Below are 26,228 nucleotides of genomic sequence, written 5' to 3' on the forward strand. Positions count from 1 at the left end.
GCATTCCTGGCGGCAAGAGGTCCAAAAAAAGCCCCGCATGCGGGGACGCGTGCGGGGCGGGGCGTGGGAGGACATCAAGGTCCCTGGGTCGCTCAAGGGCGGACGGCGATCTCATTCTTCACCGCTTTGACGCCCTTCACACCGCGAGCAATCGTTTCGGCAGTGGACTTCTCATTGGCGTTCTTGGCAAAGCCCGAAAGCATCACCGTACCGTTGAGCGTCTCGACGCTTATCGCTGCGGCGTCCACGGACTTGTTCTCGACAAAACGGCTCTTAACCGTGGTGGTGATGGCCGCATCGTCCACATAGGCGCCCACGGTTTGCTGGTCGCGGGTGACGGCGCAGCCTGCCGTGAAGAGCAGGGCGAGGGTGGTGAAAATAATGGCAAGGGTTGCGCGCATGTCCATGGTGAATCTCCGGTTGAAGTGGAAGAAATGGGAAAAACAGAAGCAGTGACGAGCCCCACTGCCGGTGGGCGGAACGGTGGCACTTCGCCGCGCTACAGCGTTACGAGGCAAGGCCCCGCGTCATTTGAGAATGCCAAACAGGGCACTGACGACGGCCAGGACCAGAAAGATGAAGAACAGGATTTTTGCGATGCCAATGGCACTGGCGGCAATACCGCCAAAACCAAACAGGGCCGCAATCAGGGCGATGACAAAAAAGACGACGGCGTAGTGCAACATATGCAGCTCCTCCAGGGGGCGCACCCGGTGTGGATGCGATGGAGCCAGTGTCGTGCGCCGGGCTGCTGAAGGCGATAGGGCAGCTTGCCGTATGCCTGTGGGGAAAGTGCGCGAGTGCGTGTAGGACTGTGCTGACAGCCCGGCATGAATGGCCGAGGGACTACTCCGCGGCTGGTGACGACTCCGGAATGCGGGCCTGGATGCGCGTACCTTGGCCCGGTGCGGACACCAGCCGCAGGGTGCCACCTTCGGCTTCCACGCGGAAACGCATGCCAACCAGGCCGTGCGCCGACAGAGGTTGTTGGCGGGTATCAAAACCCACGCCATCGTCGCGCACGGTGATCTCCACCATGCCGTCCTGGCCCCGCAGGCTGACCCACACATGGCTGGCGCGCGCGTACTTCGTGATGTTGGTAATGGCCTCCTGGACCAGGCGATACACCGTTAGCTCGGCCGCGGCCGACAGCTCTACGGGTTCCAGGTCGGCATGCACTTCCACCCCCGACCGCTCCGCGTACTCGCGCACCAGGATGTCGAGCGCAGCCACCAGTCCCAAGTTGCTCAGGGAGGAGGGGCGCAGGTCTTCAATGATGCGGCGACCCAGTGCGATGCCGCTGTTGAGCGTGTCCACCAGATGGGCCAGCAGCGCCAGCGTTTCTGCCGGTGCTTGCGACAGCCGGGAGCGGATGCGCGCGGCGTCCAGCTTGGCGGAGGTGAGCAGGGATCCCAGGTCGTCGTGCAGGTCGCGTGCCAGCCGGTGGCGTTCATCTTCGCGGGCCGTTTGCAGGTGGCGCGTCAGCCGGGTCAGGTCGTTGGTGCGCTGCATCACTTCCACCTCCAGCCGGTCGCGCTCCTGCTGCACGGCGCGCTGGTGCTCCTGTTGCTGGAGTTTCAGGGCCATCAGCTGGCGCAGGTAAAAGATCAGCCCGATCAGGCTCAGGGCACTCAGCAGGGCCACGCCAATGCGCCCCAGCATCAGGGTCTGGAACAGCTCGGCGCGCCGCGCGACCACCGTTTGGGTCTGGTAGGCCAACAGCTCGGTGCTGACGGCGCGTACGGCATCCATCTTCTCCCGGCCAATGTCGGTGAGCAGGATTTCCTTGCCTGCCTGGCCATTGCCTTTCTCGAACAGCTCCAGGGTCAGTGCCAGTTCCGACAGTTTGGTGTCAGTCAGCTCGTGCAGGCGCTTGAGCAGCGCGCGCGATTCGGTGTCGGCGCCGTAGTAGCTGTCGAGCTGGTGGTAGGCCTCGTCAATGCGCACCAGTGCTTTTTCATAGGGCTGCAGGTATTCCTTGCGGCGCGTCAGCAGGTAGCCGCGCTGGCCTGTTTCGGCATCCAGCATGCTGCGCTCCAGATTCTGGATCTGGGTACGCGCAGCGCCCATGGCGTTCAGGCTTTCCAGGGTGGCGATGGACTGGGAGTACGAACCCTCGCTGACAAAGATCATGGCCGCCGCCGCTGCGCAGGCAAGCGCGAGCACCACGGGGTGGCGTTGGAGGATGGCGAGGGCTCTCATGCGGTAGGTGCTTGGTAAATTATGGGATCATTCAGCATGAAACTTCGTTGCACCCCATGATCCGAATCGCCATTGTGGATGACCATGCCATGGTCCGTGCCGGGCTGCGGCAGTTCTTTGCGGATGAGCAGGACTTTTCCGTGGTGGCCGAGGCCGCCAACGGCCGCGAGGCGCTGGACGTGGTGCGCCAAGGCGAACTGGACGTGATGGTGATGGATATTTCCATGCCCGATCAAAGCGGGGTTGACGCCCTGGTAGCGATCAAGGCCCGCGCGCCGGACTTGCCGGTGCTGATCCTGAGCGGCTTTTCCGAGGTGCATTACGCCACAACCATGTTGCGCCACGGTGCCAGTGGCTACCTGAACAAGGACTGCGACCCGGCTGACATCATCACGGCCATCCGCACCGTGTACCGGGGGCGCAAATACATCACTCCGGGCGTGGCCGAACTGCTGGCCGAGGGGTTGGGCGGCAACAGCGACAAGCTGCCGCACGAGCAACTGTCGGAGCGCGAGCTGCAGGTCTTCCTGCGGCTGGCCCGCGGAGAAACCGTGGGGAATATTGCCGAGAGCATGTCACTGAGCATGAAGACGGTGAGCACCTACCGCACCCGGGTCATGGAGAAAATGGGGCTGGAGTCCAACAGCGACCTGACTTACTACGGGCTGAAGAACGGGCTGATCCAATAGGGCGCCCATCAGCGCGCTCACGTGCCCAGTGCGGCAGGGCCCGTGGTGCCATGCCCCATCGCCAGGTCACTGCAATACTGGATCAGCGCATCGATCTCGGTGGATTTGTCAAACACCCGCTTGGCGCCCAAGGCCAGGCATTTGGCGCGCATGTCCTTGGTCGCGTAATTGCTCAGTACCACCATGGCGCAGTCCGGCTCCAGCTGTTGCGCAGCCTGCAATACGCCCAGGCCCGATCCGCGTTTGAGGAAGAGGTCAACGATGACCAACTGCACGGCATGGTCCGGCTGCGCGAGCCATTGCTTGGCGTGCCACTCGTCCTCAGCCATTCCAACCACCTGTACCGGCGTGAGTTCCTCCAGCGTGGCGACCAGGTTTTGCTGGATTACCGGGCTGTCTTCGACGAGAAAAGTCCTGAGCGCGGGCATGGATGGATTGTGTGGTGGCAGATTGATAGCTAGTGTGCACGCAAGTGCCCGTACTTGCTATGGGTGGGGAGCGCGATTTGGTGTCGGACCAATCCTACAAAAAGTGGCGGCCTCGTCCGCTAGTACCCTGGCGCCGCATTTCTGATACTGGAGCCATCAGACATCGCCGATGTCGATCACACGAGGTGCTTCCATGAAACATTCCACAACATCCACGCTTTCCACTGCGGTGCTCGCTCTGGTCCTGTTGGGCCTGGGCGGCTGCTCGGGCATGACAGCCCGTGAAAGAAGCACGGCCACCGGTGCCGTGATTGGCGGTGCCGTCGGCGCTGTCACGGGCGGTGGTGCCCTGGGCACGGCCGCCGGCGCTGCGGCCGGCGGCGTGATCGGTCATGAACTGGGCAAGAAGTAAACCGGAGGCTGGCTCTGGCGGCGCATGCGCCGCTAGGGTCAGATGTGGAGTACGGCGAGGGCGCCCACCAGCACCCCAAGGCCGCCTGCGCCAAACATGGCGTATTCCAGCCACTTCTTCTTGGTCAGCAGGGCAATTGCCGCCAGCGCGATGGCGATCTGCAGCACCGTGGTGGCCTGGGCCCAACGGTGGTGCAGATGCATCTGTGCTTCGCTCTGGTGGTCCCACTCGCTGGCCTCTGCTTCCAGAGCGTCAGCCTTGTCCTTGATCTCGCCTTTTTCCTTTTCGTAGCGGTCTACCTTGGCTTGGTACTTGGTCTTGTCCTCTTCCTTGGGGGCCAGGTCGCGGGCCAGTTCGGCCAGGGACTGCTTGGTGCTCTTGGCCTGGAAGAAATTCCATTGGTTGGAGGCTTCGGTCTTCTTGATGGCCGCGTTGTTCTTGTAAAGGCCCGCATTGGCCTGGGTGGCGCCGCCCATGTAGCCAAACAGGGCGCCTACGGTGGCGATGATGGCGGTGAACAGCGCGATCTGGTTGATCATCCCGCCGTTGCCATGGCCACCATGCGAGTCACCATGGCCGCCGCCTTGCGTGGCGTGCTCCAGCTCATGGTCGTGGGGGCCGTGGACGTGAAAACCTGCACCTGACATGTCTCAAACTTCTCCTGTACGTGTATAGGTCACAAAACTGAAGGGCAGGCCACTGGCCGCCACATGCGATTCGCGGGCAGTCTCCTGCCACGCAGTCCCCAAGGTGGGGGCGAAGGCATCGCCTTCAAAGTCTTTGTCAATTTCCGTGACGACTGCGCTGTGGGCCAAGGGCTCGGCCAGTGTGTAGAGCTGGGCGCCTCCAATCACCCACACATCGGGCGATTGCTCGCAAAGTTGTAGCGCCTCGCTCAGATTCTGAGCGGGCTGGGCCCCATTTTCTTGCCAATCTGTCTGGCGTGTGACGACGATGTTGGCGCGTCCGGGCAGGGGGCGAAATTTGGGTGGGAGCGAGTCCCAGGTCTTGCGCCCCATGATGACGGGGCAGCCCAGCGTGGTCCGCTTGAAGTGCGCCAGGTCTTCGGGCAAATGCCAGGGCAGGGTGCCGTTGATGCCAATGACACCATTGGCCGCACGGGCGTAGATGAGGTGCAGGCGTGGGCTGGTGGTCGTGGACATAGGTTGAGGATTATCGGTGCTGGACGGGCGCGGTCTGCACCTGGCTGGCAGACAGCGCAAACTCTTCCAGCAGCCAGCTACGCAGTGTCTCCAGCGCTGGCCAATCGCGCAATTCGCTGGGGTGTACCAACCACAGTGCGCGGCGCGAGTTCTCCACCAATTCCACGGGTGACAGTTGAATCAATCGGCCGGCCCGCAGCGCGTCCGCGGCCATGAGCTGGCGCCCCAGGGCGATGCCCATGCCTTGCTCTGCTGCTTGCAGCATCATGCCCATGTCGTTGAACGAGGCGACTGGCGTGGCATGGCAGGGATGCCCAGCCTGTGCAAACCACTGCTCCCAAGTTTCACTGTCACCCAGCAGAGGTTCTTGCAGCAAGGCTTCAGGGGCGCAGTTGAGCAGACGCTGGGCAAAGGTCGGGGCTGCCACCACCACCACGGGCGATTGCACCAGCCGGATGCTCTCCAGTCCGGGCCAGGGTCCGGGGCCTTGGCGCAGGGCAGCGTGAAAGCCTTCGCGTTTCAAATCGACCAATTGCAGGGAGGTGTGTAGATCGAGGGTGATGTCGGGATGCCGGGCTTGCCAGCGTGCCATGCGCGGCAGCAACCAACGCTGGGCAAACGAAGGCAGAACGGTGATGCGCAACTGCTGTGCTGTGCCTTGGGCAAGAGTGGCTGCCACGCGTGCCCCCTCGGCAATTTGTGCCAGCGCGGGTTCGACAGCGCGCAGGAAGCCGGTACCTGCCGCATTCAGAACCAGTCGGCGTCCGCGCCGCTCAAAGAGAGAAAACCCGAGTTGCTCCTCCAAGAGCTTGATCTGCTGGCTCACGGCGCTGTGCGTCAGGTGCAGTTGTTCGGCGGTGGCGCGCAGGCTGGGCAATTGGGCTGCAGCCTGGAAAGTGGGCAGCAGTTGCAGAGAAATGCGACTCATATTGGTAAGTATATCTTTCCAATATGGTCGGAAACTATCGCTTTTTGACCTTGGTATGGATGGTTAGGCTTACCAGTTATCTGATGCTGGAGTTAGGCCATGGAAAAAACGTCTGTTCCCTTTGTTGTGCAAGTTCCGCCCTACCGGGCTGCTACCAATCCCGCCCTGGGTCTCCGTGGGTTGGCCGCCATGTTGGGCGGGCTGCTCGCCAAACTCAGCCAGCGGTGGCGCGCACAGCCGCTGGACGTGTCCACCCTAGGTACCCATATGCAGCGCGATTTGAACTTGCATGACGCCTGTGACGGCGGGCTGCAGGCGCAAAAAGCATGGCAGACGTACGAGCACTACCGTGATTCCCGCTCTTGGCGGAATCCCTTGTAGACGAGATCAGCGAACGGTTGGGCGCGTGGCAGGGGCAATCACACGGCCACTGGCGCTTTGATGGCGGCGTGGCTCTCGTAGCCCAGCACCTCAAAGTCCTCAAACTGGTAGTCGAAGATGCTTTCGGGTTTGCGTTTGATATGCAGCGTGGGGTAGGCCAGCGGCGCGCGGCTCAGTTGCAGCTCCACCTGCTCGTGGTGGTTGCTGTAGATGTGGCAGTCGCCACCGGTCCAGATGAAGTCACCCACGTCCAGGTCGCATTGTTGCGCGACCATGTGAGTGAGCAGGGCGTAGCTGGCGATGTTGAAGGGCACACCCAGGAAAATGTCGGCACTGCGCTGATACAGCTGGCAGCTAAGCTTGCCGCGTCCGCCCTCTGTCTCGGCCGGGGCCACATAAAACTGGAAGAAGGCATGGCAGGGCATGAGCGCCATTTTGGAGAGCTCGGCCACGTTCCAGGCGCTGACGATGATGCGGCGGCTGTCGGGGTTGGACTTGAGCGTCTTGATGACGTCGGCGATCTGGTCAATATGGCCGCCGTCCGGCGTGGGCCAGCTGCGCCACTGCACGCCATACACCGGGCCCAGGTCGCCGGTTTCGGGATTGGCCCACTCGTCCCAAATGGAGACATTGCGTTCCTTGAGCCAGTTGTTGTTGCTGGAACCGGTCAGGAACCACAGAAGCTCCTGGATGATGGAGCGCAGGTGCACCTTCTTGGTGGTCACCAGCGGGAAGCCCTCGTTGAGGTCAAATCGCATCTGGTAGCCAAACACGCTCTTGGTGCCGGTACCCGTGCGGTCGGATTTGGTCACGCCTGTGGTGTACACGTGGCGCATGAAGTCTTCGTACTGGCTGCGCACGGGGCGCGGTGCGGTGGCTTGGGTCATGCCGCCATTTTAGGGACTCAGGTGAGGCGATCCAGCCAGCCGGTAATCAGCAGCAAACCGATCAGCAGAACCACCACTACCGGCATCACGGCGGACAGGCCCGCCCAGGTGGCCAGCAGGCCAAAGGCCGCGGGAATGATGGAGCCACCCACGTAGGAGAAGGTCATCTGCCGTCCGATCACGGTGCGGGCCACATCGTCGGGGAAGCGGCGTGCTGTTTCATGCATCAGGGAGGGGAAGATGGGCGCGCAGCCCAGGCCCATGAGCACCAGACCGATTTGCGAGACGGCGCCCAGCAGGCTGTGCGCGGCAAACACCGCGGCACCCACGGTCGCCAGGCCCAGCCCCAAGCGCACCAGGCGGCGGTTGCCCAAGCGGTTGGCAATCAGGCCTACGCCAAAGCGGCCTGCGGTGATGGAGCCAAAGTAGACCGACACCCAGACCCCGGCCTCGGCCTGCGCCACGCCCCGGCTGTTGACCAGAATGCTGGCGGCCCACAGGCCGGTGCCCATTTCAGCGGCGACGTAAAACAGAAAGCTTACCGGCGCCAGCCACAGGGCCAGGGTGCTTTGCGGCTTGAAGGTGGCCGCGCCGTGCTCGCCATCTTCCTTGGGCGGGGTGGCGTGTTCCTTGGCCCAGAGCGACAGGGTGCACCACAGCACCACGGCCAGGCTCAGCTGCATGAAGCCGATGGTCTGCACGCCAGCCGCCCAGCCGCTGGTGGCCAGGGCCAGGCCCATGATGAGCGGGCCGGTGGTGGCGCCAACGCCCCAGAAACCGTGCAGCCAGTTCATGTGGCGCGAGGAATAGTGGGCGGCGACAAAGTGGTTCAGGCTGGCGTCCACTGCGCCGGCGCCCAGGCCCAGCGGAATGCCCAGGGCCACCAGCCAACCAAAGCTGGGCGCATGGGCAAAGCCCAGCAGTGCCAGCGCGGTCATCAGGCAGCTGGTGGCCACCACGGCCCCGGTTCCAATGCGCTTGGCAATGGCGCCCGCAAAAAAGCTGGCGGTGGCCGAGCACACCGTCATGGTGATGGTGATGGCGCCCACCGCGGCCAGGGGCTGGCCCATGTCGGTGCGGATGGCCGGCCAGGCCACGCCCAGGATGCCGTCGGGCAGGCCCAGGCTGATGAAGGACACGTAGACGATGCCCAGAAGGATGAGGTGTGCCACGACGGGATCCTGAAAATTGAAGGGTGAAGGATGGCCTCAGTTTATATAAATGGGGCCTCTATCCGGCGTGGGATATGTGCAAGCAGCTACTCAATTGATAGCACTCTGCCTGGATTCATCAGATTTTTCGGGTCTAACGCCCCCTTGATGGCGCGCATGACGTTCAGGGCCACAGGCGATTTGTGGTGTGTCAGCTTCTCGCGCTTGAGGCTGCCAATGCCGTGTTCGGCCGAGATGGAGCCGCGGTAGCGGTCCACCACCTCGTACACCAAGGTGTTGATGGGGCCTTCCTGATCGCGCAGAAAGGTCTCGGCATCGGTGCCGGCCGGGGCCTGCACGTTGTAGTGCAGGTTGCCGTCGCCCAAGTGGCCGTAGTTGACCAAGCGTGCGCCGGGGAAGTGTTGCTCCAGCAGGGCATCGGTCTCGCGCACAAAGGCGGGAATGCGCGACACCGCAATCGAGATGTCGTGCTTGATGTTGAGCCCTTCTTGCGCCTGCGCCAGCGGAATGCTCTCGCGGATGTGCCATAGCGCGCGGGCCTGAGCGATGTTTTCTGCCACCACGGTGTCGAGCACGCAGCCCTGTTCCAGCGCGGCTTCCAGCAGGCGCTCGAACTGCTCACGGGCATGGCTTTCGGATTCGTGGTCGGAGTTCTCCAAAACAACGCAGTAGGGCGACATGCCGCCAAAGGGCACGTTCTGCTGCGGGAAGTGCTTGCGCACCAGGCCCAGTGCAAAGTCCCCCATGACCTCAAAACCGGTCAGCCCCGCGTTGAGGTGCTGGTGTGCCAGGCCCAGCAGTTCCACGGCCGCTTCCAGCGAGGGCACGGCGGCAAAGGCGGTGAGCTGGGCGGCGGGCAGGGGGTAGATGCGCAGCGTGGCTGCCGTGATCACGCCCAGCGTACCTTCCGAGCCGATGAACAGGTGTCGCAGGTCGTAGCCGGTGTTGTCCTTGCGCAGGCCGCTCAGGCCGTCCCACACCTCGCCTTGTGCCGTCACCACTTCCAGGCCCAGGCACAGCTCGCGGGTGTTGCCGTAGCGGACGACCTGGGTGCCGCCCGCATTGGTAGCCAGGTTGCCGCCTATGGTGCAGCTGCCTTCGGCGGCCAGGCTCAGGGGGAAGAGAAAGCCTTCCTTCTCGCAGGCCTCCTGCAGGGTTTGTAGCACGCAGCCGGCTTCCACGGTGACGGTGAGGTTGGCAGCGTCGATGGTGCGGATGCGATTGAGGCGCTGCAGGCTCAGCAGCACCTGGGTGCCGCTGGCATCGGGGATGGAACCCACCACCATGCCGGTGTTGCCACCTTGGGGCACCAGGCTCACGCCCGCAGAGGCGCAGGCCTGCACCACGGCGGCGACTTCGGCGGTGGTGCCGGGGCGCACCACGGCCAGGGCGCGGCCGCGTTCGCGCTTGCGCCAGTCTTGTTCGTAGGCGGTGAGGTCGCCTTCGGTGAGCACATGGGCATCGCCCACGATGGCGCGCAGCGCATCGCGCAAAGTGTCGTGTGAGGTCATGGGGTGTCGGTCGCGGGTTGGGCCTTGGCGTGCTTGAGCCGCAGGCGGATGTGGACAGTGCAGGCCACAAACAGCAGCAGGCACAGCAGAATTTCAAGCAATGCCAGCCAGTTGCCGGGCGCGCGGTCGCTCCAGGCGCGCACCACACCTTCGGTGAAGTACAGCCACACCATCAGGCTGAGCCAGCGGTAGGTGTACATGCGGTTTTTGAGCAAACCGGCCAGCGGCAAGCACAGGGGCAGCACTTTGAGGGCCAGCGTGCCGCTGCCGGTAGGGGCCAGCCAGAGCTCCCAGGCCAAGCCCAGAAGGATGAGGGCCAGGGTGCTGGCCACTGCGATCTGGCGGCTGTAGCGGACGGCGAAGAGGGGGTGTGGAGAAGGAGATGCGGACATGGTCAGCCATGGAGCTTAAAACAAAAGGCCATCGCGCCGGTATTCGCCCTCTTGCGGTACCAAGGCCATGAGGATAGATTGCCTCAATATTGCTATTACTACTGTCGACACGGAGGTCTTGCCATGGCATGGAACCGGTCTGGTCGTTGGATGGTGGTCGGCGCCTGCATGGCGCTGGCAGCCTTGGGTGTGCGGGCAGAGTGTTCGCGCGTGGTCATATCCTCAGACCCTGCGTACCCGCCGCTGCACTGGTATGACGGTGAAACCCTGCAGGGCGCCAGCATCGAAATCGCCAAGCGCGTTCTGAGCGATCTGAAAATTCCCTACGAGGTGCGCTACCTGGGGCCTTTCCCGCGCGTGATGGCCCTGGCCGAGCGCGGAGAGGTGGATATGGTGGTCACCCTGAAGAAAACGCCCGAGCGCGAGGCCTTTCTGCTCTATCCCAAGACCCCGGCGCTTTCCAACCCGGTGGCGGTGTTTGGCTTCCGCGAGCGGCCGTTCGTGTTCAGGGAGCGCAGTGACCTGGTCGGCTTGCGCGGAGGCATCACACGCGGCAATGTGTTTGGCAATGGTTTGGACGAGTACATCCGCGAATGGCTGAAGGTGGAGGAGTCCAGCAGCCCTGAGAGCAATTTCGACAAGCTGGCCTTGGGCCGGTTGGACTACTTCATCACCGGCTTTTATACGGGCATGGCCCTGCTGCTCAAGCGGGGGGACGAGGAACGCTTCGCGGTCAAGGAGCCATTTCTGAGCGACTCGCCCAACTTTGTGGCCCTGACACGCAATGGCAAGTGCGCTGGAAAGATTGAACAGGTGGATGCCCAACTGGCGATGATGAAGAAGAACGGCGTGCTGGAAGACCTGATCCGCAAGAGCTTCCAGCTCTGGAAGGCGCGTCCCCAGATGGTGGACAGGTAGCGCCCCGCCGCTGGTGACGGTGGCATGATGGCGGGATGCAATGGATTGACCGTATCAAGCCTTGGCTGCAGGATGTAGCGAGCTTCCCCTGGCGGGATGCCGCCGTCATTCTGCGCGAGCGCTTCCGCGAAGACCGGTTGGGGCTGACGGCCAGCAGCCTGACCTTCACCACCACCATCGCGCTGGTGCCCCTGATCACCGTAGCGCTGGCCATCTTCACGGCCTTCCCGATGTTCGCCAAGTTCCAGGATGTGCTGCAGAAGTGGTTGATCGAGAGCCTGGTGCCGGACAACATCGCCCGACAAGTGCTGGGCTATCTCAACCAGTTTGCCGGCAAGGCAAGTCGCCTGGGTGTGGCGGGTTTAGCCATCCTGCTGGGCACGGCGTTGGCGCTGATCTTCACGATCGACCGCACGCTCAACAGCATCTGGCGCGTGCGCAAGCCGCGGCCCTTTGCCCAGCGCGTGCTGATCTACTGGGCAGCCATGACGCTGGGTCCGCTGCTGCTGGGCGCCAGCCTGTCCATGACCTCTTATGCCATCAGCGCGTCCAAGGGCGTGGTGGGGGGCTTGCCTGGCGGCGTGAGCCTGCTGCTGGACAGCCTGCAGTTCGTGCTGGTGGCGGCGGGCATGGCCGCCATGTTCCACTTCGTCCCCAACACGCAGGTGCGCTGGGGCCATGCCTGGATGGGCGGGGTGTTTGTGGCCGCCGGCATGGAGCTGGCGCGCAAGGGGCTGGCGCTGTACCTGAGCAAGGTGCCCACTTACTCGGTCGTGTACGGCGCCTTTGCCACGGTGCCCATCCTGCTGGTCTGGATCTACGTGGCTTGGGTCATCGTGCTGCTAGGGGCCGCGCTGACGGCCTATGTGCCCAGCCTGCTGGCCGGCGTGCCGCGGCGTAAATTGGCACATGGCTGGCAATTCCAGCTCGCGTTGGAGGCGCTGCAACAGCTGGATCGGGCGCGCGGGCGCGGGGACAAGGGCCTGACGCTGACCCAGTTGCGGATTGCGCTGGAGGTGGACCCTTTGCGGCTGGAGCCGGTGCTGCGCAAGCTGGTGGAGCTGGACTGGCTGGGGCAGCTCGACGAAGCCAATGGCCCCTACGCCCAGGCGCGCTATGTGCTGCTGGCCGACCCGGAGACCGCCACGCTGGAGCCGGTCATGCGGGCCCTGTTGCTGAGCCCGGATGCCGTGACCGAGAATTTATGGCGAATCGGCCGCTGGCCCTCTACAACACTGCGCGAGGCACTACAAAAAGCCTAGCGTTGGGTGCGTGTTTGGGGGCTCGCTATTTTGGGGAGCTGTCCCTGCTTGCTGTCTGGCCTGTCCAGGTATTACGCACTTTCATCCCATCTCAGGTGGGTCATCGGCTCATAGGCTTATCGTTTTGAATTGAGCATCAGCTGTCGCAGTAAAGAACTCTTTAGTGAGAGCTTCTTCAGCGTTCCGATCTATGGCAGGCGCAGTTGGCGTCGCCCAGCCCTTGCACATTGCCTCTGGCAACGTGCTCTTGCGCTGGATTAGATCGTGCTTGGCAAACAACTCTGCAATCCAGTCTACAAATACGCGCACTTTGTTGCTCAAGTGCCGGTTGGGGGGATAGACAACGTACATGGGCTTGGCTTCAGTGCACCAACCTGTAAAGAGCGGCTCCAGCCTGCCATTGCTGATGTGGTCTTGAATCAGGAAGGTCGCGGTGTACAACACACCCAAGCCCGCAAGCGCCGCCGTCACGCCCGCGTTCGAGTCGTTGACCGAGAGTTGGTGTTTGCCGTGGATCTCGATCGAGCCGCCTTCGCTGTGCAGCGTGAAGGCGTACAGCTTGCCGTCGCGCGGCGACGCATAGCGGATCATCGTGTGCTGGGTTTCCAGCTCGCTGGGGTGCTGGGGTACACCTGCGCGCTTCAGGTACTCCGGTGATGCGCAGGTCATCATGTAGAACTCGCCGATGCGGCGCGCCACCAGCGACTGGTCGGTGATCTCGCCGCCGCGCACGACGCAGTCCACGTTCTCGGCAATGAGGTCGATCGGCCTGTCACTCACTCCCAGGTCGAGCTGGATGTCGGGGTAGCGCGCATAGAAATCTGGCAGCGCCGGAATGATGATGGCCAAGCCCAGCGACGAGGGAACATCCACCTTCAACTTGCCGCGCGGGCTGGCCTTGGCGCGCGACATGCTCGACTCCAGCTCCTCCACCTCACCGAGCAAACGGCTGGCCTGTTCGTAATACGCCGCGCCGTCCACCGTCACCGTGACCATGCGGGTTGTGCGGTTCAGCAGCTTGGTGTCCAGCTCCTTTTCCAGGTCCTGGATCAGGCGGGTCACGGAGGCTTTGGGCACGCCCATCGAGTCCGCAGCCTTGGTAAAGGTGCCAGCTTCGACGACGCGCACAAAGGCCTGCATGGCGGAAAACTTGTCCATAGGAATCCTGTGAAATAGGGGTGATGCCGGCTCATTGTTTCACTGGTGAAATAAAGTTTATCGAAAAACGCTATTTATTGCTGAAGCAATGATCCCTACATTCTGCTGCATCGCAACAAAGTGGAGCCGATTTCCGGCCCGGCAAGATGCAAAGCCCCCAACAACCCACCGCTACTGCAGGCCATTCCGCCGCGGCATGGGTTGAAAAACAGATCCCGACCGGCCTGGTCCCGCCGGCCAGCCCACTGTTGAGAGTGCGGTTTTACGGCCAGCATGACCCTTCGGCCACCGGTCCCGCGCCCTTGGTGGTGCACTTCCACGCCGGGGCGTTTGTCGCCGGCTCGCTGGAAGAGGGCGGTTGCGTGCCCCGTTTGCTGGCGGCGTCTGGTGCGGTCGTCATGTCGCTGGACTATCCGCTGGCCCCGACCAACCCGTTTCCCCAGGCGATTGAGACCGGTTACGCCGCGCTGGCCTGGGCCTTCAAATCCCGGCAACGGTTGGCCGGCAAGGGCGCTCCCGTGTTTCTCGCGGGCGAAGAGGCCGGCGGCAATCTGGCTGCGGCGGTGGCGCTGATGGCGCGGGATCGGCATGGCCCCGAGCTGGCCGGGCAGATTCTGCTGTCGCCGATGTTGGACCCATGCATGGCAACCGCATCCCTGCGCGATGCCGATGCCGGCCCGGTCGGGTGCGTCTGGACCGATGGCTGGAACCAGTACCTCGCCCGTGTCGACAACGCAGGCCACCCCTACGCCGCGCCCGGCAATGCGATGCGCCTGAACGGCCTGCCTCCAACCCTGTTGCTGACCGCACAAGATGATCCGCTGCGCGACGAAGCGCTGGCCTACGCCGATCGCCTGCGCGTGTTTGGTCGCCTGGTGCATGCGGCCGTGCTGCCCGGCCCCACAAGTTGGCCCAGCAGCTATCTGGAGCCCGCCGATGAGGCCCGCGAACAGTGCGCGTGGTCGGCGGGCGTGCAACAGCAGTTCCAGGGCTTCTTTGCCGCGTTCAGCGAAGGCAGCGCAGCCATCGCAGCAGACGCGCCAATGCACTAGCCCACCGCATTTCACCGCTCCCAATTTCATTCGTTATTTTTTGAAGGACTGACCACCATGCAAACCATCCGTCTCCACACCCCCCGCCGCCGCCTGCTGGCGATTGCCGCCGCCGTACTGGCCTTGGGCGGTGGTGCCGCTGGCATCCTGGGCGCTAGCAGTTCGCGCGCACAAGCTCCTGCCGCAGAGGCGCCTGCCACGCCGGTATCGGTCGCCACCGTGGTGCAAAGCGAGGTCGCTGCGTGGGAAGAGTTCTCCGGGCGTCTCGAAGCCGTCGAGCGTGTGGATATTCGCCCGCGTGTCGCCGGCACGCTGCAGGCCGTGCACTTCCGCGAAGGCGCCCTCGTCAAGAAGGGGGACCTGCTGCTGACGATTGATCCCGCACCCTATGCTGCGGATGTGCAGCGTGCCGAAGCGCAAGTCGCCGCCGCACAAGCCAAGGCCGCGCAGGCCAAGGGCGAGCAGGAACGCGCGCAGCGCCTGTGGAGCGAGCAGGCCATCTCCCGACGCGATTTCGAAGAGCGCGGCAATGGCCAGCGCGAGGCCGATGCCAACCTGCGCGCCGCCCAAGCCGCGCTGCAATCTGCGCAGCTCAACCTGGACTACACCCAAGTCCGTGCGCCGGTCTCCGGTCGCGTTGGCAAGCTGGAGTTGACCGTGGGCAACCTGGTCGCTGCAGGCCCGGGCGCGCCGGTGTTGACGACGCTGGTATCCGTCAGCCCGATCTACGCCAGTTTCGATGCTGATGAGCAAGTTGTTGCCAAGGCCCTGAAAGACGTCAACGCTGGCGGTGACCGCAAGCTGGAGCGCATCCCCGTGCAGATGGGCACCTCCGCCAGCAGCGATACACCGTTCAACGGCAAGCTGCAATTGGTCGACAACCAGGTCGATGCCAAGAGCGGCACCGTGCGCGCACGCGCTGTGTTCGACAACAAAGATGGGCAACTGATGCCCGGCCAGTTCGCGCGTATCCGGATGGGGCAGGCGACGAAGGCCATGGCACTGCTGATCAACGAGCGCGCGGTGGGCACTGACCAGAACAAGAAATTCGTGATGGTTGTGGGTGCAGACAACAAGGCGCAGTACCGTGAAGTCACGTTGGGTGCATCGGTAAATGGCTTGCGCGTCATCAAGAGTGGACTGGCTGCCAATGAGCGCATCGTCGTCAACGGTTTGCAGCGCATTCGCCCCGGCGCGCTGGTCGCACCCCAGGTGGTCGAAATGGCGGCCAAGGGTGAGCTCGCAAACGGCGACAAGGTCATAAAAGTCGCGCAGCAGTAAGTCTGGACCCGTTCCTTCTCGTCCCATCGAACAAAAAGAACTGCCATGAATCTTTCCAAATTTTTCATTGACCGGCCGATCTTTGCCGGCGTGCTGTCACTGCTGATGCTGATAGCTGGTCTGGTCGCGTTGCGCGGCCTGCCGATTTCCGAATACCCGGAAGTCGCGCCGCCCACCATCGTCGTGCGGGCCCAGTACCCCGGCGCCAACCCCAAGGTGATCGCCGAGACGGTGGCTACGCCGCTGGAGGAATCCATCAACGGCGTCGAAGGCATGCTCTACATGAACAGCCAGGCCACGACCGATGGCGTGATGACACTGTCTGTGACCTTCAAGCTGGGAACCGACCCCGACAAGGCGCAACAGATGGTGCAAAACCGCGTCTCGCAAGCCGAGCCGCGTCTGCCCGAAGAAGTGCGCCGCTTGGGTGTCAACACCGTCAAGAGCTCGCCCAACATCACGATGGTGGTGCACCTGGTGTCGCCCAATGACCGCTACGACATCAACTACCTGCGCAACTACGCAGTGCTGAACGTCAAAGACCGCCTCGCCCGCATCCAGGGCGTGGGTCAGGTGCAAGTCTTCGGTGGTGGCGACTATTCCATGCGCGTCTGGCTCGATCCGCAAAAGGTCGCGCAGCGCGGTCTGTCGGCGAGCGACGTAGTGGCTGCCATCCGCGGTCAAAATGTGCAGGCCGCTGCCGGCGTGGTTGGCGCATCGCCTGGCTTGGCCGGTGTGGACATGCAGTTGTCCATCAACGCGCAAGGCCGTTTGCAAAATGAAGAAGAGTTTGGCGACATCATCGTCAAGACCGGTGCGGATGGTGCCATCACCCGCCTGCGCGACATCGGTCGCCTGGAGCTGGGCGCTGCTGACTACGCACTGCGCTCACTGCTGAACAACAAGCCTGCGGTTGGCATGGGCGTGTTTCAGGCGCCCGGCTCCAACTCGCTTGAAATCTCCAGCGCAGTGCGCAAGACCATGGACGAGTTGTCGAAGAGCATGCCTGAAGGCGTGGAGTACCGCATTGCGTATGACCCGACGCAGTTTGTACGGGCCTCCATCAGCTCGGTGATCCACACCCTGTTGGAAGCGATCGCGCTGGTGGTGCTGGTGGTTATCTTGTTCCTGCAGACTTGGCGCGCCTCCATCATCCCGCTTCTGGCAGTTCCGGTGTCCGTCGTCGGTACCTTTGCGGTGTTGCATCTGCTGGGCTTCTCCATCAATGCCTTGAGTCTCTTTGGCCTGGTGCTGGCGATTGGTATCGTCGTCGATGACGCCATCGTCGTGGTCGAAAACGTCGAGCGCAATATCGGCGACGGCCTGAGCCCGCGTGAGGCGACCTACCGCGCGATGCGCGAAGTCTCTGGTCCCATCATCGCCATTGCACTGGTGCTGGTGGCCGTGTTTGTGCCGCTGGCCTTCATCAGCGGCCTCACCGGTCAGTTCTACCGCCAGTTCGCGGTGACGATTGCGATCTCGACCGTGATCTCGGCCATCAACTCGCTGACGCTGTCGCCCGCATTGGCTGCTTTGCTGCTCAAGGGCCACGACGCGCCGAAAGACGCGCTGACACGCGGCATGGACAAGGTCTTCGGTCGCTTCTTCGCCGCTTTTAACCGCATGTTCAGCCGCGGTGCCAATGGCTACAGCAACGGCGTCAAAACCGCCATCTCGCGCAAAACTGCCATGCTGGCTGTCTACCTGATGCTGGCCGCTGCGACGGTGGGCTTGTTCAAGATGGTGCCGGGTGGCTTTGTGCCATCGCAAGACAAGCAATACCTGATCGGTTTTGCGCAGCTGCCCGACGGCGCCACGCTGGACCGCACCGAAGACGTGATCCAGCGCATGGGCGACATCATGAAGAAGAACCCCAACGTCGAAGACGCGATCGCCTTCCCGGGCCTGTCGATCAACGGCTTCACCAACAGCTCCAACTCGGGCATCGTGTTTGCCACGCTCAAGCCGTTTGCCGAACGTACGCACAAGGATCAGAGCGGCGGCGCTGTCGCTGGCCAGCTGAACCAGGCCTTTGGTGGCATCCAGGACGCCTTCATCGTGATGTTCCCGCCGCCACCGGTAGAGGGCTTGGGTACGACGGGCGGCTTCAAGCTCCAACTGGAAGACCGTGCATCGCTGGGCTACGACGCCATGGACGTGGCCGTGAAGGCCTTCATGGGCAAGGTGTACCAGTCGCCTGAACTGGCGGGCGCCTTCACCAGTTGGCAGGTCAATGTGCCGCAGCTGTATGCCGACATCGACCGCGCCAAGGCACGCCAGCTCAATGTGCCGGTGACGGACATTTTCGACACCATGCAGATTTACCTCGGCAGCCTGTACGCCAACGACTTCAACAAGTTTGGTCGCACCTACAGCGTTCGGGTGCAAGCCGATGCAGCCTATCGCGCACGGGCTGAAGACGTAGGTCTGCTCAAAGTACGTTCGACGACCGGCGAGATGGTCCCCCTGTCGGCGCTGATGAAGGTGCAGTCCAGCTTTGGCCCCGAGCGTGCCATGCGCTACAACGGTTACCTCTCTGCTGATGTGAGCGGTGGTCCCGCTCCTGGCTATTCTTCCGGCCAGGCCCAGGCAGCGATCGAGCGCATCGCTGCGGAGACCTTGCCCAAAGGCATCAGCTTCGAATGGACTGAACTGACCTACCAGGAAATATTGGCAGGTAACTCCGCGGTGCTCGTGTTTCCATTGGCAATTTTGCTGGTCTTCCTGGTGCTGGCTGCACAGTATGAGAGCCTGACGCTGCCCATCGCCATCATCCTGATCGTGCCCATGGGTCTGCTCGCTGCGATGACTGGCGTATGGATCTCTGGCGGTGAGAACAACGTCTTTACACAGATAGGACTCATGGTTTTGGTGGGCTTGTCAGCAAAGAACGCGATTCTCATCGTTGAATTTGCACGGGAACTGGAGTTTGCCGGTCGCACACCGCTACAAGCGGCTGTTGAAGCCAGTCGCCTGCGACTGCGCCCCATTCTGATGACCTCTTTGGCTTTTGTGATGGGGGTACTGCCGCTGGTGCTGTCGACTGGCGCAGGTGCCGAAATGCGCTCCGCCATGGGTGTGGCGGTGTTCTCGGGAATGATTGGTGTGACGGCCTTTGGTCTCTTTCTGACACCGGTGTTCTACGTTGCCCTGCGCGCCATGGCGGGTAACCGTCCACTTAAGTTGCACGGCGAAGTGCCCCACATCGCAGAAGCGATCGGCTCTGGTGGTGGTACCAGCGGTACCTTGCACCCGCTGCCCGCAGCACCGCTCAAGCTGCATGAATAACAAAAGCAGTCGAATTGAAAGCCAAAAGAGTTCCTTATGACCCACACCTACAAAAAATTGCGCACGTCGCTGGCACCGCTTGCCATGTCCTTGGTTCTGGCCGGTTGCGCAAGTTCTGCCAAAGTCGATACATCGAGAGTGCTTGCCGCACCTGCTGCTTTCAAGGAAAGCGCTAGTGTGGTGACGACCACCAGGGCTACCCCTCAAGTTGAGGGGCAGTGGTGGCTGGTCTTTGCCGATCCGGTGCTCGACGGCTTGATCGCCAAGGCCAACGGCAACAACAGCAGCATTCAAGTGGCCGCAGGGAGGCTGTCGCAGGCGCGGGCGCTAGCGGGCCAAGTGGATTCCAATCGCTCACCGCAAATTGGTGTTGGCGTTGGGGCCACCCGTCAAAGCGACTTAACGACGAAAAACCTGCCGCAGACCGCAGTGAGCGTTGGAGCCAATCTGTCGTACGAGGTGGATTTATTAGGCAAACTCTCAGGTAGCGCGAATGCCGCGTCGCTGGACGCGGCTTCGCGTGAGGCACTGCTGCGTAGCACGCAGCTGTTGGTCCAGGCCGACGTTGCGCAGACCTACCTGAGCCTGCGTGCGCTGGATACCGAACGTGAGTTGGTACGCAGCACCTTGCAGGCCTACCAAAACACTGTGCGCCTGACGGAAGTGCGCTTCAAGGAGGGGGATGTGTCCGAACTGGACCTCGCCCGCGTGCGTAGCGAAGCCGCATCAACAGAATCCGAGGCACTGACGCTGGACCAGCGTCGCGCAGTTCTCGAACATGCGCTTGCCGTACTGGTAGGAGAAGTCGCGTCGAGTTTTGAGCTCGCGCCTACCACCTGGTCTAGCGCCTTGCCCGAGATACCTGCTGGCGTACCCAGCACTGTGCTGACGCGCAGGCCCGATATTGTCGCCGCACAAAAAGGCCTTGAGGCCGCGCAAGCCCGGGTAGGTGTGGCCGAGGCGGCATGGTTTCCGACATTCTCGTTAACGGCCAACGCTGGCTCCGCGTCGCCCGAAATCCAGGACCTTTTCAAACTCTCTACCCAAGCCTGGGGAGTGGGAGCGCTGCTATCGTTACCCATCTTCGACGGTGGTAAACGCAAGGCCGTCGTGCAGGGCGCCAATGCAGACCTGACCATCGCACTCTCAAACTACCGTGAGCAAGTACTTGTAGCCTTCCGAGATGTCGAAGACCAACTCGCGACGCTGCGTCTGCTGGCGGACCAGTTCGATGCCCAATCTCGCTCGGTCGCATCCAGCAGTCGAGCCACTTTGCTTTCTGGCTCCCGCTATCGCAATGGCCTTACCAGCCAGCTCGATCTGCTGGATGCGCAACGCAGTGAATTGCGCAACCGCCGGCAGGCTTTACAGGTGAAAGCGGCGCAATACATGGCGACTGTCGGCCTGATACGGGCTATGGGTGGGGGGTGGGTTTAGGGCTCAACACGTGACTGACCAGCCAGGGGACAACAAGTCCGTGACTTTTTTAACCTAATGCCGTCGCCGGCTTTTGAAGCGGACCGGCTCGCATTCTTCACTATTGGCTGGTGTGTTTGCGCTGCATCTTTTGGATGCGACTCCCCTTTAGACCTCAGCTATCAAGTCAACGAAAAAATCGAGAACGAGACGTTTGCGCGCACCATGGGTTGCAGCGCGAAATAGGCGCCTCAAGCGACCACGACCTTATTGCGCCCTCCCGCTTTAGCTGCATACAGGGCCGCGTCGGCCCGCAGCAGCACGGTTTGCCAGTCTGCGTCCAGCTCCGAGGCCATGGCCAGCCCCAAGCTTGCGGTGACAGGGATGGCCTGGCCTTGGTCTTTGCATTCCAGTGTTTCAACGCCCCGGCGGAGTCGGTTTGCCACCGCCAGTGCTTCTGGTGCAGAGGTTTCGGGCAGTAAAAGTGCAAATTCCTCGCCACCGTAGCGCGCAAAAACGTCGTGCTCACGCAGCATGCCCTGGATGTATTGCGCGCAGGTCACCAAGACTTCATCGCCCATGGCGTGACCGTGGCGGTCGTTGATGCTTTTGAAGTGGTCCAGGTCGATGAGTACCAAGGCTGCCCGCGGTCCAGGGTGTCGGGGCAACTCCGACAAGAACCAGCGCCGGTTGCCTATCCCCGTGAGCGGATCGGTCTGAGCCTGGCGCTGCAGCCGCCGCTGTGCGCGTTCGTTTACCAGCGTGACAGTGAGTAGGGCGATCCCGAAATTGCTCAGTATTTCCAGAAAGAATACGTCTGCCACGCTGAATAGCAAATCACTACCGTTCAGCAGGCTGGCGAGACGCACGGCAAAGAAAAGCGCACCCAACAATATGCAAAAGGCCAGTGGCTTGCGCGAAGGCAGGTACTCGACGCGTGCATTGCGCTGCACCTTGTAGGCTGTGAGAGCCAAGCCCATGGTGGCGTATGCGTAATAGACGAGTCCACGCATTTTTGCCTCATACGGGAAGCCCGTGGCCAGCCCTGTTAATGCCAGACCCAAAGGCAGTATCAGTAGCCAGCGCGTCTGTCGCCATCGCCAGCGCCCGGCAAGCTCGGAGAATCCGGCCCACAGTAGGGTGTACCCCAGAGTAGCGCAGAGGAGGCTGATGTGTGGACGGATTGGTGCTGGCAACTGGATCTGGCCAGGGTGTGTGCCAGTCGGCGTGAAGGTATATCCGCCCGCCAGGAAGACGAAGGCTAACGCCAGCATGCCAATGCCACGTGTGCCGAAGGATTGCCTGCGCAATTGCACAAATACCAGAGCACCCAGGACGAAGGATATCTGGTGCAGGAACAAAACCGTGGGGAGGTGAATGTTTGCCGCCATCTACCTAGGCCTTTGCGGTTTGCGCGTTGCCATGCAACTGCACGCCATTGCGTCCAGCCGCTTTAGCGGCATACATTGCTTGGTCGGCGTTTTGCAACAAAGCCTGCCAGGTGCAGCCTGTTTCTGGCGTTATTGCCACACCCATGCTGGCCGTCACGGTGATGCGCTGGCCCTCATGCGCACATTCCAGCTCGGTGATGCGCAGGCGCAAGCGTTCTGCGGTCTCCACTGCCTCTTTACGCTGAACATCTGGCAGGTAGAGGACGAATTCCTCACCACCAAAGCGCGCAAAAACTGCGTCGGTTGGGGCCTCGGCTTGCACCAACTGCGCACTGGCGACGAGAACAGTATCGCCCCCAGCATGGCCGAATTCGTCGTTAATGCGTTTGAAATGGTCGAGATCAATCAGTACCACTGCAGCGTTCGGCGGAGGAAGCGAGGGCAATTGGGCAAGAAAGCCGCGACGGTTGCCAACACCGGTCAGGGGATCGGTGTCGGCAATCAGCCGCAGGTGGCGCTGGGCCCTGTCGTTAACCAGCGCGATGGTCAGGAGGCTGATTGCAAAGTGACAAATGATTCCGAAAAAGAAAGCATTGGCTACCTTGCGCACAGTGTCTGTGTCCTGGTGCAGGTTGACCAGGTTCAGCAGATAGATGGCCGCGCTAAGCACTAGGCTGCACGCCAGCAGGGGGCGCGTCGGCAAGGGTTCTGCGCGGCTTTGTCGCTGAATGGCGTGCGCGGCCGACAACAGCGCTGCGATCGCGTAGCTGTGAAAAACAGTGGCTCTGACCTGGTTATCCAGTGGAAAACCGGTTGCCAGACCTAGCAACGCAATGACCGCCGGCAGAAGCAGCGTCCACCGACTCTGGTGCCAGTCCATCGTGCCGGCCAGTGCGTTGAAGCCGGTCCATAACAGGGTGTAGCCCAACGTGCCCAGCAGCAGGCTGAGATGGGGCCACAGCCCAAGATTTGCGGGAAGGTGGTCCGTCAGGCTCGCGATCGTGCTGCCTCCCGCCAAGCAGGCAAAGCTCAGCGCCAGCAGACCCAAGCCCATTGGTTTCTCGGATTGATGGCGCACATGCAGGAATACCAGCGCGCCGATGATCAGGCCAGTGGTATTGAGCAGCAAGACCGTCGGTAATTCAATTTCAAACGCCATGTCGTCGTGTTGACCCCTGCTGGGCAGGTTGGTCTTGTGTGCTGCAAAGTTTGAATGGGGTGAATCCGGCCGGTGGGTCTGATGCAACCGATTCTAGAAGTTGATTGTGAAATGCCTTGAACTGGTGTCACTCCCCCCGCGCCCTATGTGGTGCCGATGCAGCCTGGCCGAAATGCAAGACTGACTGATGCATCGGTGGCTCCTGCTGTCTTCACCATCCCAGACGTTCAATGACAGCTTTGAATAGTTCACTTCAAAAGGACTTTGGCTAAAACTTTATGGACTTTAGGGCGTATTGCATCCGGTTTGGTCTGCGTATCGTTCACCCCATCGCAACCAACCTACTGGAATTTCCATGAAAACTGTCCTCATCACCGGCGCCTCGTCTGGCTACGGCCTGCAAACCGCCTTGCATTTCCACGCCAAGGGCTGGAACGTCATTGCCACCATGCGCAAGCCACAAGCAGGCATCTTGCCCGCATCGGACCGCATGCACGTCCTGGCACTCGATGTCACACAAGCCGAGAGCATTGCCGCAACGGTACAGGCCACCGGCCCGATCGACCTGCTGGTCAATAACGCCGGCATCGGCGCCATGGGCGCACTGGAGGCCACGCCCCTGTCGACGGTCCGCGAGCTGTTCGAGACCAACACCTTTGGCGTCATCGCCATGATGCAGGCAGTCATTCCCCAGTTCCGGCAACGCCAGGCTGGTGCCATCGTGAATGTGACATCAAGCACCACGCTGGCATCGTTCCCTTTGGCAAGTGCGTACACCGCCAGCAAAACGGCGATCGATGGGCTCACTGGCTCCGTGGCGCACGAGCTCGCCGCCTTCAATATCCGGATCAAGCTGGTCGAGCCGGGCTACGGCCCCGGCACCCGCTTCACCGAAAACGGCGGTGACCGCATGCAGGGCCTCATTCCTGCGGCATACCAATCGTTTGCGGCGTCCATCTTTGCTGCATTCGCCAAGCCGGGCCCGGTCACCACGGCACAAGATGTGGCGAAAGTCGTTTGGGAGGCCGCGCACGACACATCGCCACGGCTGCATTTTGCCGCTGGCGCAGACGCCATCGCGCTTGCCAACGCCCAGCGTAAATAAGTACAGAGGCCGCCATGAACCGCTTCAACACCCTGCACCTGCGCGCCGTCTGCTTGGCTCTGCTGACACCGTTGGGTCTGGCTGGCTGTGCCGGCAGCGCCACACACGCCGACCTGGCGCCTCGCACCCTTGCAGACGTCCAGCGCAGTGTGTCCCGCAAGCCAGTGGCAACGGGCAAGCCCAGTATCTCCCTCGTACTGGGTGGCGGCGGTTTGCGCGGCTTTGCACATCTGGGTGTGCTTCGTGCCCTTGACGAAGCGGGCATAGAACCCGATATCGTGGTGGGTACCTCGGCAGGCGCGGTGGTCGGTGCGGCCTATGCCAGCGGCATACCGGTTCGGCAGATTGAGTCCATTGCACGTGAAGTGAAGCTCTCTTCATTGATCGACTTCACATTCAGCAAAAGCGGACTCATGCGCGGCGACAACATTGCGAGTTGGGTCAATACCATGACCTCCAACGTGCCCATAGAAAAGTTTCCACGACGGTTTGCCGCCGTGGCCACTGACCTGGACAGCGGCCAAGCGATGCTGTTGGACCGGGGGCAGGCTGGCATCGCCGTGCAGGCTTCCGCAGCGGTACCAGGGCCCACGGTTCCCATTGCGTACAAAAATGGCCATTTGGTGGATGGCGGTATCAGCAGCCTTGTTCCAGTGCGGTTCGCACGCGCTATGGGCGCAGATTTCGTGATCGCCGTGGACATCTACTGCACAGGCCCTGCCAGCAACGGCCTGGCAGTGCCGTCGATTCTGCTGCGCGTCACGCGCGTGCAGAGCTGCGCGGTGGCTGCGCCGGAAATGGCTGAGGCCGACATCCTCATTGCACCGCCTGTCAGTGTGCCTGGCATGTCTGCCAAAGACGATCAGGAGCAGGCTATCGCGGCTGGGTACAAGGCTACGGTAAAGGCACTTGCGGGCATGAAGTCGGCACAACTCGGTGCGTACTAACCTAAAGCGCCATCCCGGTTTTCCTGCGTGATAGAGTGATTTTTTGTTCAGCAAACGACCGGACACCACGATGAGCGACCCATTGACCGAAGTCGTCAGGCTGCTGCAGCCCCATGCCGTGTTTGCCAACCCCATCAGTGGCAAGGGAGACTGGGCCATTCGGTATTCCGAGTACGGCCAGCCCAGTTTTTGCATCATGCTGGAAGGCAACTGCCTCCTTGCGGTAGACGGTCATGAGCCCATCACCATCTGCGCGGGCGACTTCGTGCTGCTGCCGAGCACGCCGGCCTTCACGATCTCAAGCGCCAATCCTGCCCCCTGCGTGCACATTGATCCGAAGACCATGCCGGCCGGCGCGGAAGAGAAACGCTACGGTGCGCAAGGTGGCCAAGCTGACATGCGTTCACTGGGCGGAGCCTTCTTGTTCGACAACGCGGACCCCAAGCTGCTGGTCTCCTTGCTGCCCGGGGTGGTGCATGTTCAAAACTCGCCTCGCTTGGCGCAGCTGGTGCAGATGTTGGGCGAGGAGTACATGGGCCAGAAACCGGGCTGTGAATTCATGCTCTCGCGGCTCATTGGGATGATGCTGGTGGAAGCAATGCGCTCTACCACCACAGGCAGCGCACCACCCGGGCTGTTGCGCGGCTTGGGGGACGTACGGCTGGCACCCGCCCTGAAACAGCTGCATGCCCGGGTGGACCATGGGTGGACGGTGGGTGAGCTCGCGCATGCCGCGGCGCTATCCAGGTCTGCTTTCTTCGACCGCTTTACCAGGGCAGTCGGTGTCGCACCGATGGAGTACCTGCTTTCGTGGCGTATGGAAATTGCCAAGGACCTGCTGCGTAGGGAGGGACTGGGTGTATCTGCCGTGGCCGAGCGCGTGGGCTACGGGTCCACCAGCACATTCAGCGTGGCCTTCAGCCGCCATGTCGGGCAATCGCCGAGTCGCTACGCCTTACATCGTGACCTGACAGCAGCCACTTTCCAATGACTTATCCTGGTCCCAAGTGAATCTTGTTCGCCAATCGCTGAAGCAGCTGCGCACGCTTTGAAGAAAAAGTCAATTGGCCCTCATGAAATATCCGC

At 62.0% G+C, this 26,228-nt stretch carries 25 protein-coding genes; 11 read left to right on the plus strand and 14 right to left on the minus strand.

Annotation, left to right across the window (positions count from 1 at the left end):
* Window positions 1–92: 92 nt before the first annotated feature.
* The 3 genes from AC1RNN_RS02680 to AC1RNN_RS02690 form a co-directional block, all read right to left on the minus strand.
* Window positions 93–401, minus strand: a complete 309-nt coding sequence (locus AC1RNN_RS02680) for a BON domain-containing protein (RefSeq protein WP_493087075.1) — start codon at window positions 399–401, stop codon at window positions 93–95.
* Window positions 402–527: 126 nt separating this feature from the next.
* Window positions 528–686 carry a DUF1328 domain-containing protein gene (locus AC1RNN_RS02685; RefSeq protein ID WP_493086209.1) on the minus strand — a complete coding sequence of 53 codons (159 nt, stop codon included), beginning with the start codon at window positions 684–686 and terminating at the stop codon, window positions 528–530.
* 160 nt (window positions 687–846) lie between these two features.
* A complete protein-coding gene (locus AC1RNN_RS02690; RefSeq protein WP_493086208.1) occupies window positions 847–2,202 on the minus strand; it encodes a CHASE3 domain-containing protein in 1,356 nt (451 codons plus the stop codon).
* Window positions 2,203–2,258: 56 nt separating this feature from the next.
* Between AC1RNN_RS02690 and AC1RNN_RS02695 the strand changes: the two genes are divergently transcribed.
* Window positions 2,259–2,891, plus strand: coding sequence for a response regulator (locus AC1RNN_RS02695; protein WP_493086206.1), 633 nt, complete (start codon window positions 2,259–2,261; stop codon window positions 2,889–2,891).
* A 17-nt stretch (window positions 2,892–2,908) separates the two neighbouring features.
* Here the strand turns inward: AC1RNN_RS02695 and AC1RNN_RS02700 are convergent, their stop codons facing one another.
* Window positions 2,909–3,319 (minus strand): response regulator transcription factor, encoded by a 411-nt coding sequence (locus AC1RNN_RS02700; protein ID WP_493086204.1) that lies wholly within the window; start codon window positions 3,317–3,319, stop codon window positions 2,909–2,911.
* Between the two features lie 193 nt (window positions 3,320–3,512).
* On the opposite strand from AC1RNN_RS02700, the gene AC1RNN_RS02705 reads away from it, so the two are divergent.
* On the plus strand, window positions 3,513–3,731 hold the full coding sequence (locus tag AC1RNN_RS02705; RefSeq protein ID WP_493086203.1) for a YMGG-like glycine zipper-containing protein: 219 nt from the start codon (window positions 3,513–3,515) through the stop codon (window positions 3,729–3,731).
* 38 nt (window positions 3,732–3,769) lie between these two features.
* Here the strand turns inward: AC1RNN_RS02705 and AC1RNN_RS02710 are convergent, their stop codons facing one another.
* The 7 genes from AC1RNN_RS02710 to AC1RNN_RS02740 all read right to left on the minus strand — a co-directional run bounded on the left by AC1RNN_RS02710 (window position 3,770) and on the right by AC1RNN_RS02740 (window position 10,165).
* The gene (locus AC1RNN_RS02710; RefSeq protein WP_493137303.1) at window positions 3,770–4,378 is read right to left on the minus strand and encodes a DUF4337 domain-containing protein; all 609 of its coding nucleotides are present in this window, start codon (window positions 4,376–4,378) and stop codon (window positions 3,770–3,772) included.
* 3 nt (window positions 4,379–4,381) lie between these two features.
* The gene (locus tag AC1RNN_RS02715) at window positions 4,382–4,894 is read right to left on the minus strand and encodes a dihydrofolate reductase (RefSeq protein WP_493086199.1); all 513 of its coding nucleotides are present in this window, start codon (window positions 4,892–4,894) and stop codon (window positions 4,382–4,384) included.
* Window positions 4,895–4,904: 10 nt separating this feature from the next.
* A complete protein-coding gene (locus AC1RNN_RS02720; RefSeq protein ID WP_493087073.1) occupies window positions 4,905–5,834 on the minus strand; it encodes a LysR substrate-binding domain-containing protein in 930 nt (309 codons plus the stop codon).
* A gap of 407 nt (window positions 5,835–6,241) precedes the next feature.
* The gene (locus AC1RNN_RS02725; protein ID WP_493086197.1) at window positions 6,242–7,090 is read right to left on the minus strand and encodes a thymidylate synthase; all 849 of its coding nucleotides are present in this window, start codon (window positions 7,088–7,090) and stop codon (window positions 6,242–6,244) included.
* 17 nt (window positions 7,091–7,107) lie between these two features.
* Window positions 7,108–8,262, minus strand: a complete 1,155-nt coding sequence (locus tag AC1RNN_RS02730) for an MFS transporter (protein WP_493086195.1) — start codon at window positions 8,260–8,262, stop codon at window positions 7,108–7,110.
* 86 nt (window positions 8,263–8,348) lie between these two features.
* Window positions 8,349–9,773: an FAD-binding oxidoreductase gene (locus tag AC1RNN_RS02735; protein WP_493086193.1), complete on the minus strand. Its 1,425-nt coding sequence runs from the start codon at window positions 9,771–9,773 to the stop codon at window positions 8,349–8,351.
* Window positions 9,770–10,165 carry a DUF2069 domain-containing protein gene (locus AC1RNN_RS02740; RefSeq protein ID WP_493086191.1) on the minus strand — a complete coding sequence of 132 codons (396 nt, stop codon included), beginning with the start codon at window positions 10,163–10,165 and terminating at the stop codon, window positions 9,770–9,772. The genes AC1RNN_RS02735 and AC1RNN_RS02740 overlap by 4 nt, the downstream gene beginning before the upstream one ends.
* A gap of 123 nt (window positions 10,166–10,288) precedes the next feature.
* On the opposite strand from AC1RNN_RS02740, the gene AC1RNN_RS02745 reads away from it, so the two are divergent.
* Both AC1RNN_RS02745 and AC1RNN_RS02750 read left to right on the plus strand, forming a co-directional pair.
* Entirely contained in the window at window positions 10,289–11,083 is a 795-nt protein-coding gene (locus tag AC1RNN_RS02745) for a substrate-binding periplasmic protein (RefSeq protein WP_493086189.1), read from the plus strand.
* A gap of 35 nt (window positions 11,084–11,118) precedes the next feature.
* Complete coding sequence (locus tag AC1RNN_RS02750) at window positions 11,119–12,345, plus strand: YihY family inner membrane protein (protein ID WP_493086187.1); 1,227 nt, start codon at window positions 11,119–11,121, stop codon at window positions 12,343–12,345.
* A gap of 108 nt (window positions 12,346–12,453) precedes the next feature.
* On the opposite strand, the gene AC1RNN_RS02755 is transcribed toward AC1RNN_RS02750, so the two are convergent.
* Entirely contained in the window at window positions 12,454–13,503 is a 1,050-nt protein-coding gene (locus AC1RNN_RS02755; RefSeq protein ID WP_493086185.1) for a LysR family transcriptional regulator, read from the minus strand.
* A gap of 146 nt (window positions 13,504–13,649) precedes the next feature.
* Between AC1RNN_RS02755 and AC1RNN_RS02760 the strand changes: the two genes are divergently transcribed.
* Genes AC1RNN_RS02760 through AC1RNN_RS02775 form a run of 4 tightly spaced genes read left to right on the plus strand, consistent with a single transcriptional unit; the run spans window position 13,650 to window position 20,561 of the window.
* A complete protein-coding gene (locus AC1RNN_RS02760) occupies window positions 13,650–14,555 on the plus strand; it encodes an alpha/beta hydrolase (protein WP_493086183.1) in 906 nt (301 codons plus the stop codon).
* 57 nt (window positions 14,556–14,612) lie between these two features.
* Window positions 14,613–15,836: an efflux RND transporter periplasmic adaptor subunit gene (locus AC1RNN_RS02765; protein WP_493086181.1), complete on the plus strand. Its 1,224-nt coding sequence runs from the start codon at window positions 14,613–14,615 to the stop codon at window positions 15,834–15,836.
* A gap of 45 nt (window positions 15,837–15,881) precedes the next feature.
* Window positions 15,882–19,124, plus strand: a complete 3,243-nt coding sequence (locus AC1RNN_RS02770) for an efflux RND transporter permease subunit (RefSeq protein WP_493086179.1) — start codon at window positions 15,882–15,884, stop codon at window positions 19,122–19,124.
* 36 nt (window positions 19,125–19,160) lie between these two features.
* On the plus strand, window positions 19,161–20,561 hold the full coding sequence (locus AC1RNN_RS02775) for an efflux transporter outer membrane subunit (RefSeq protein WP_493086177.1): 1,401 nt from the start codon (window positions 19,161–19,163) through the stop codon (window positions 20,559–20,561).
* Between the two features lie 230 nt (window positions 20,562–20,791).
* Here AC1RNN_RS02775 and AC1RNN_RS02780 read toward each other — a convergent pair whose 3' ends face one another.
* Together AC1RNN_RS02780 and AC1RNN_RS02785 are read right to left on the minus strand one after the other, a co-directional pair.
* A complete protein-coding gene (locus AC1RNN_RS02780; RefSeq protein ID WP_493086175.1) occupies window positions 20,792–21,931 on the minus strand; it encodes a GGDEF domain-containing protein in 1,140 nt (379 codons plus the stop codon).
* A 4-nt stretch (window positions 21,932–21,935) separates the two neighbouring features.
* A complete protein-coding gene (locus AC1RNN_RS02785) occupies window positions 21,936–23,090 on the minus strand; it encodes a GGDEF domain-containing protein (protein ID WP_493086173.1) in 1,155 nt (384 codons plus the stop codon).
* A gap of 355 nt (window positions 23,091–23,445) precedes the next feature.
* Here AC1RNN_RS02785 and AC1RNN_RS02790 point away from each other — a divergent pair, with 355 nt between their 5' ends.
* From AC1RNN_RS02790 to AC1RNN_RS02800, 3 genes are all read left to right on the plus strand, one after another.
* A complete protein-coding gene (locus AC1RNN_RS02790) occupies window positions 23,446–24,195 on the plus strand; it encodes an SDR family oxidoreductase (protein WP_493086171.1) in 750 nt (249 codons plus the stop codon).
* A gap of 14 nt (window positions 24,196–24,209) precedes the next feature.
* The gene (locus tag AC1RNN_RS02795) at window positions 24,210–25,142 is read left to right on the plus strand and encodes a patatin-like phospholipase family protein (RefSeq protein WP_493086169.1); all 933 of its coding nucleotides are present in this window, start codon (window positions 24,210–24,212) and stop codon (window positions 25,140–25,142) included.
* Between the two features lie 70 nt (window positions 25,143–25,212).
* Complete coding sequence (locus tag AC1RNN_RS02800) at window positions 25,213–26,133, plus strand: AraC family transcriptional regulator (protein WP_493086167.1); 921 nt, start codon at window positions 25,213–25,215, stop codon at window positions 26,131–26,133.
* Window positions 26,134–26,228: the final 95 nt, after the last annotated feature.

This window comes from Rhodoferax sp. GW822-FHT02D07 (assembly GCF_058802405.1).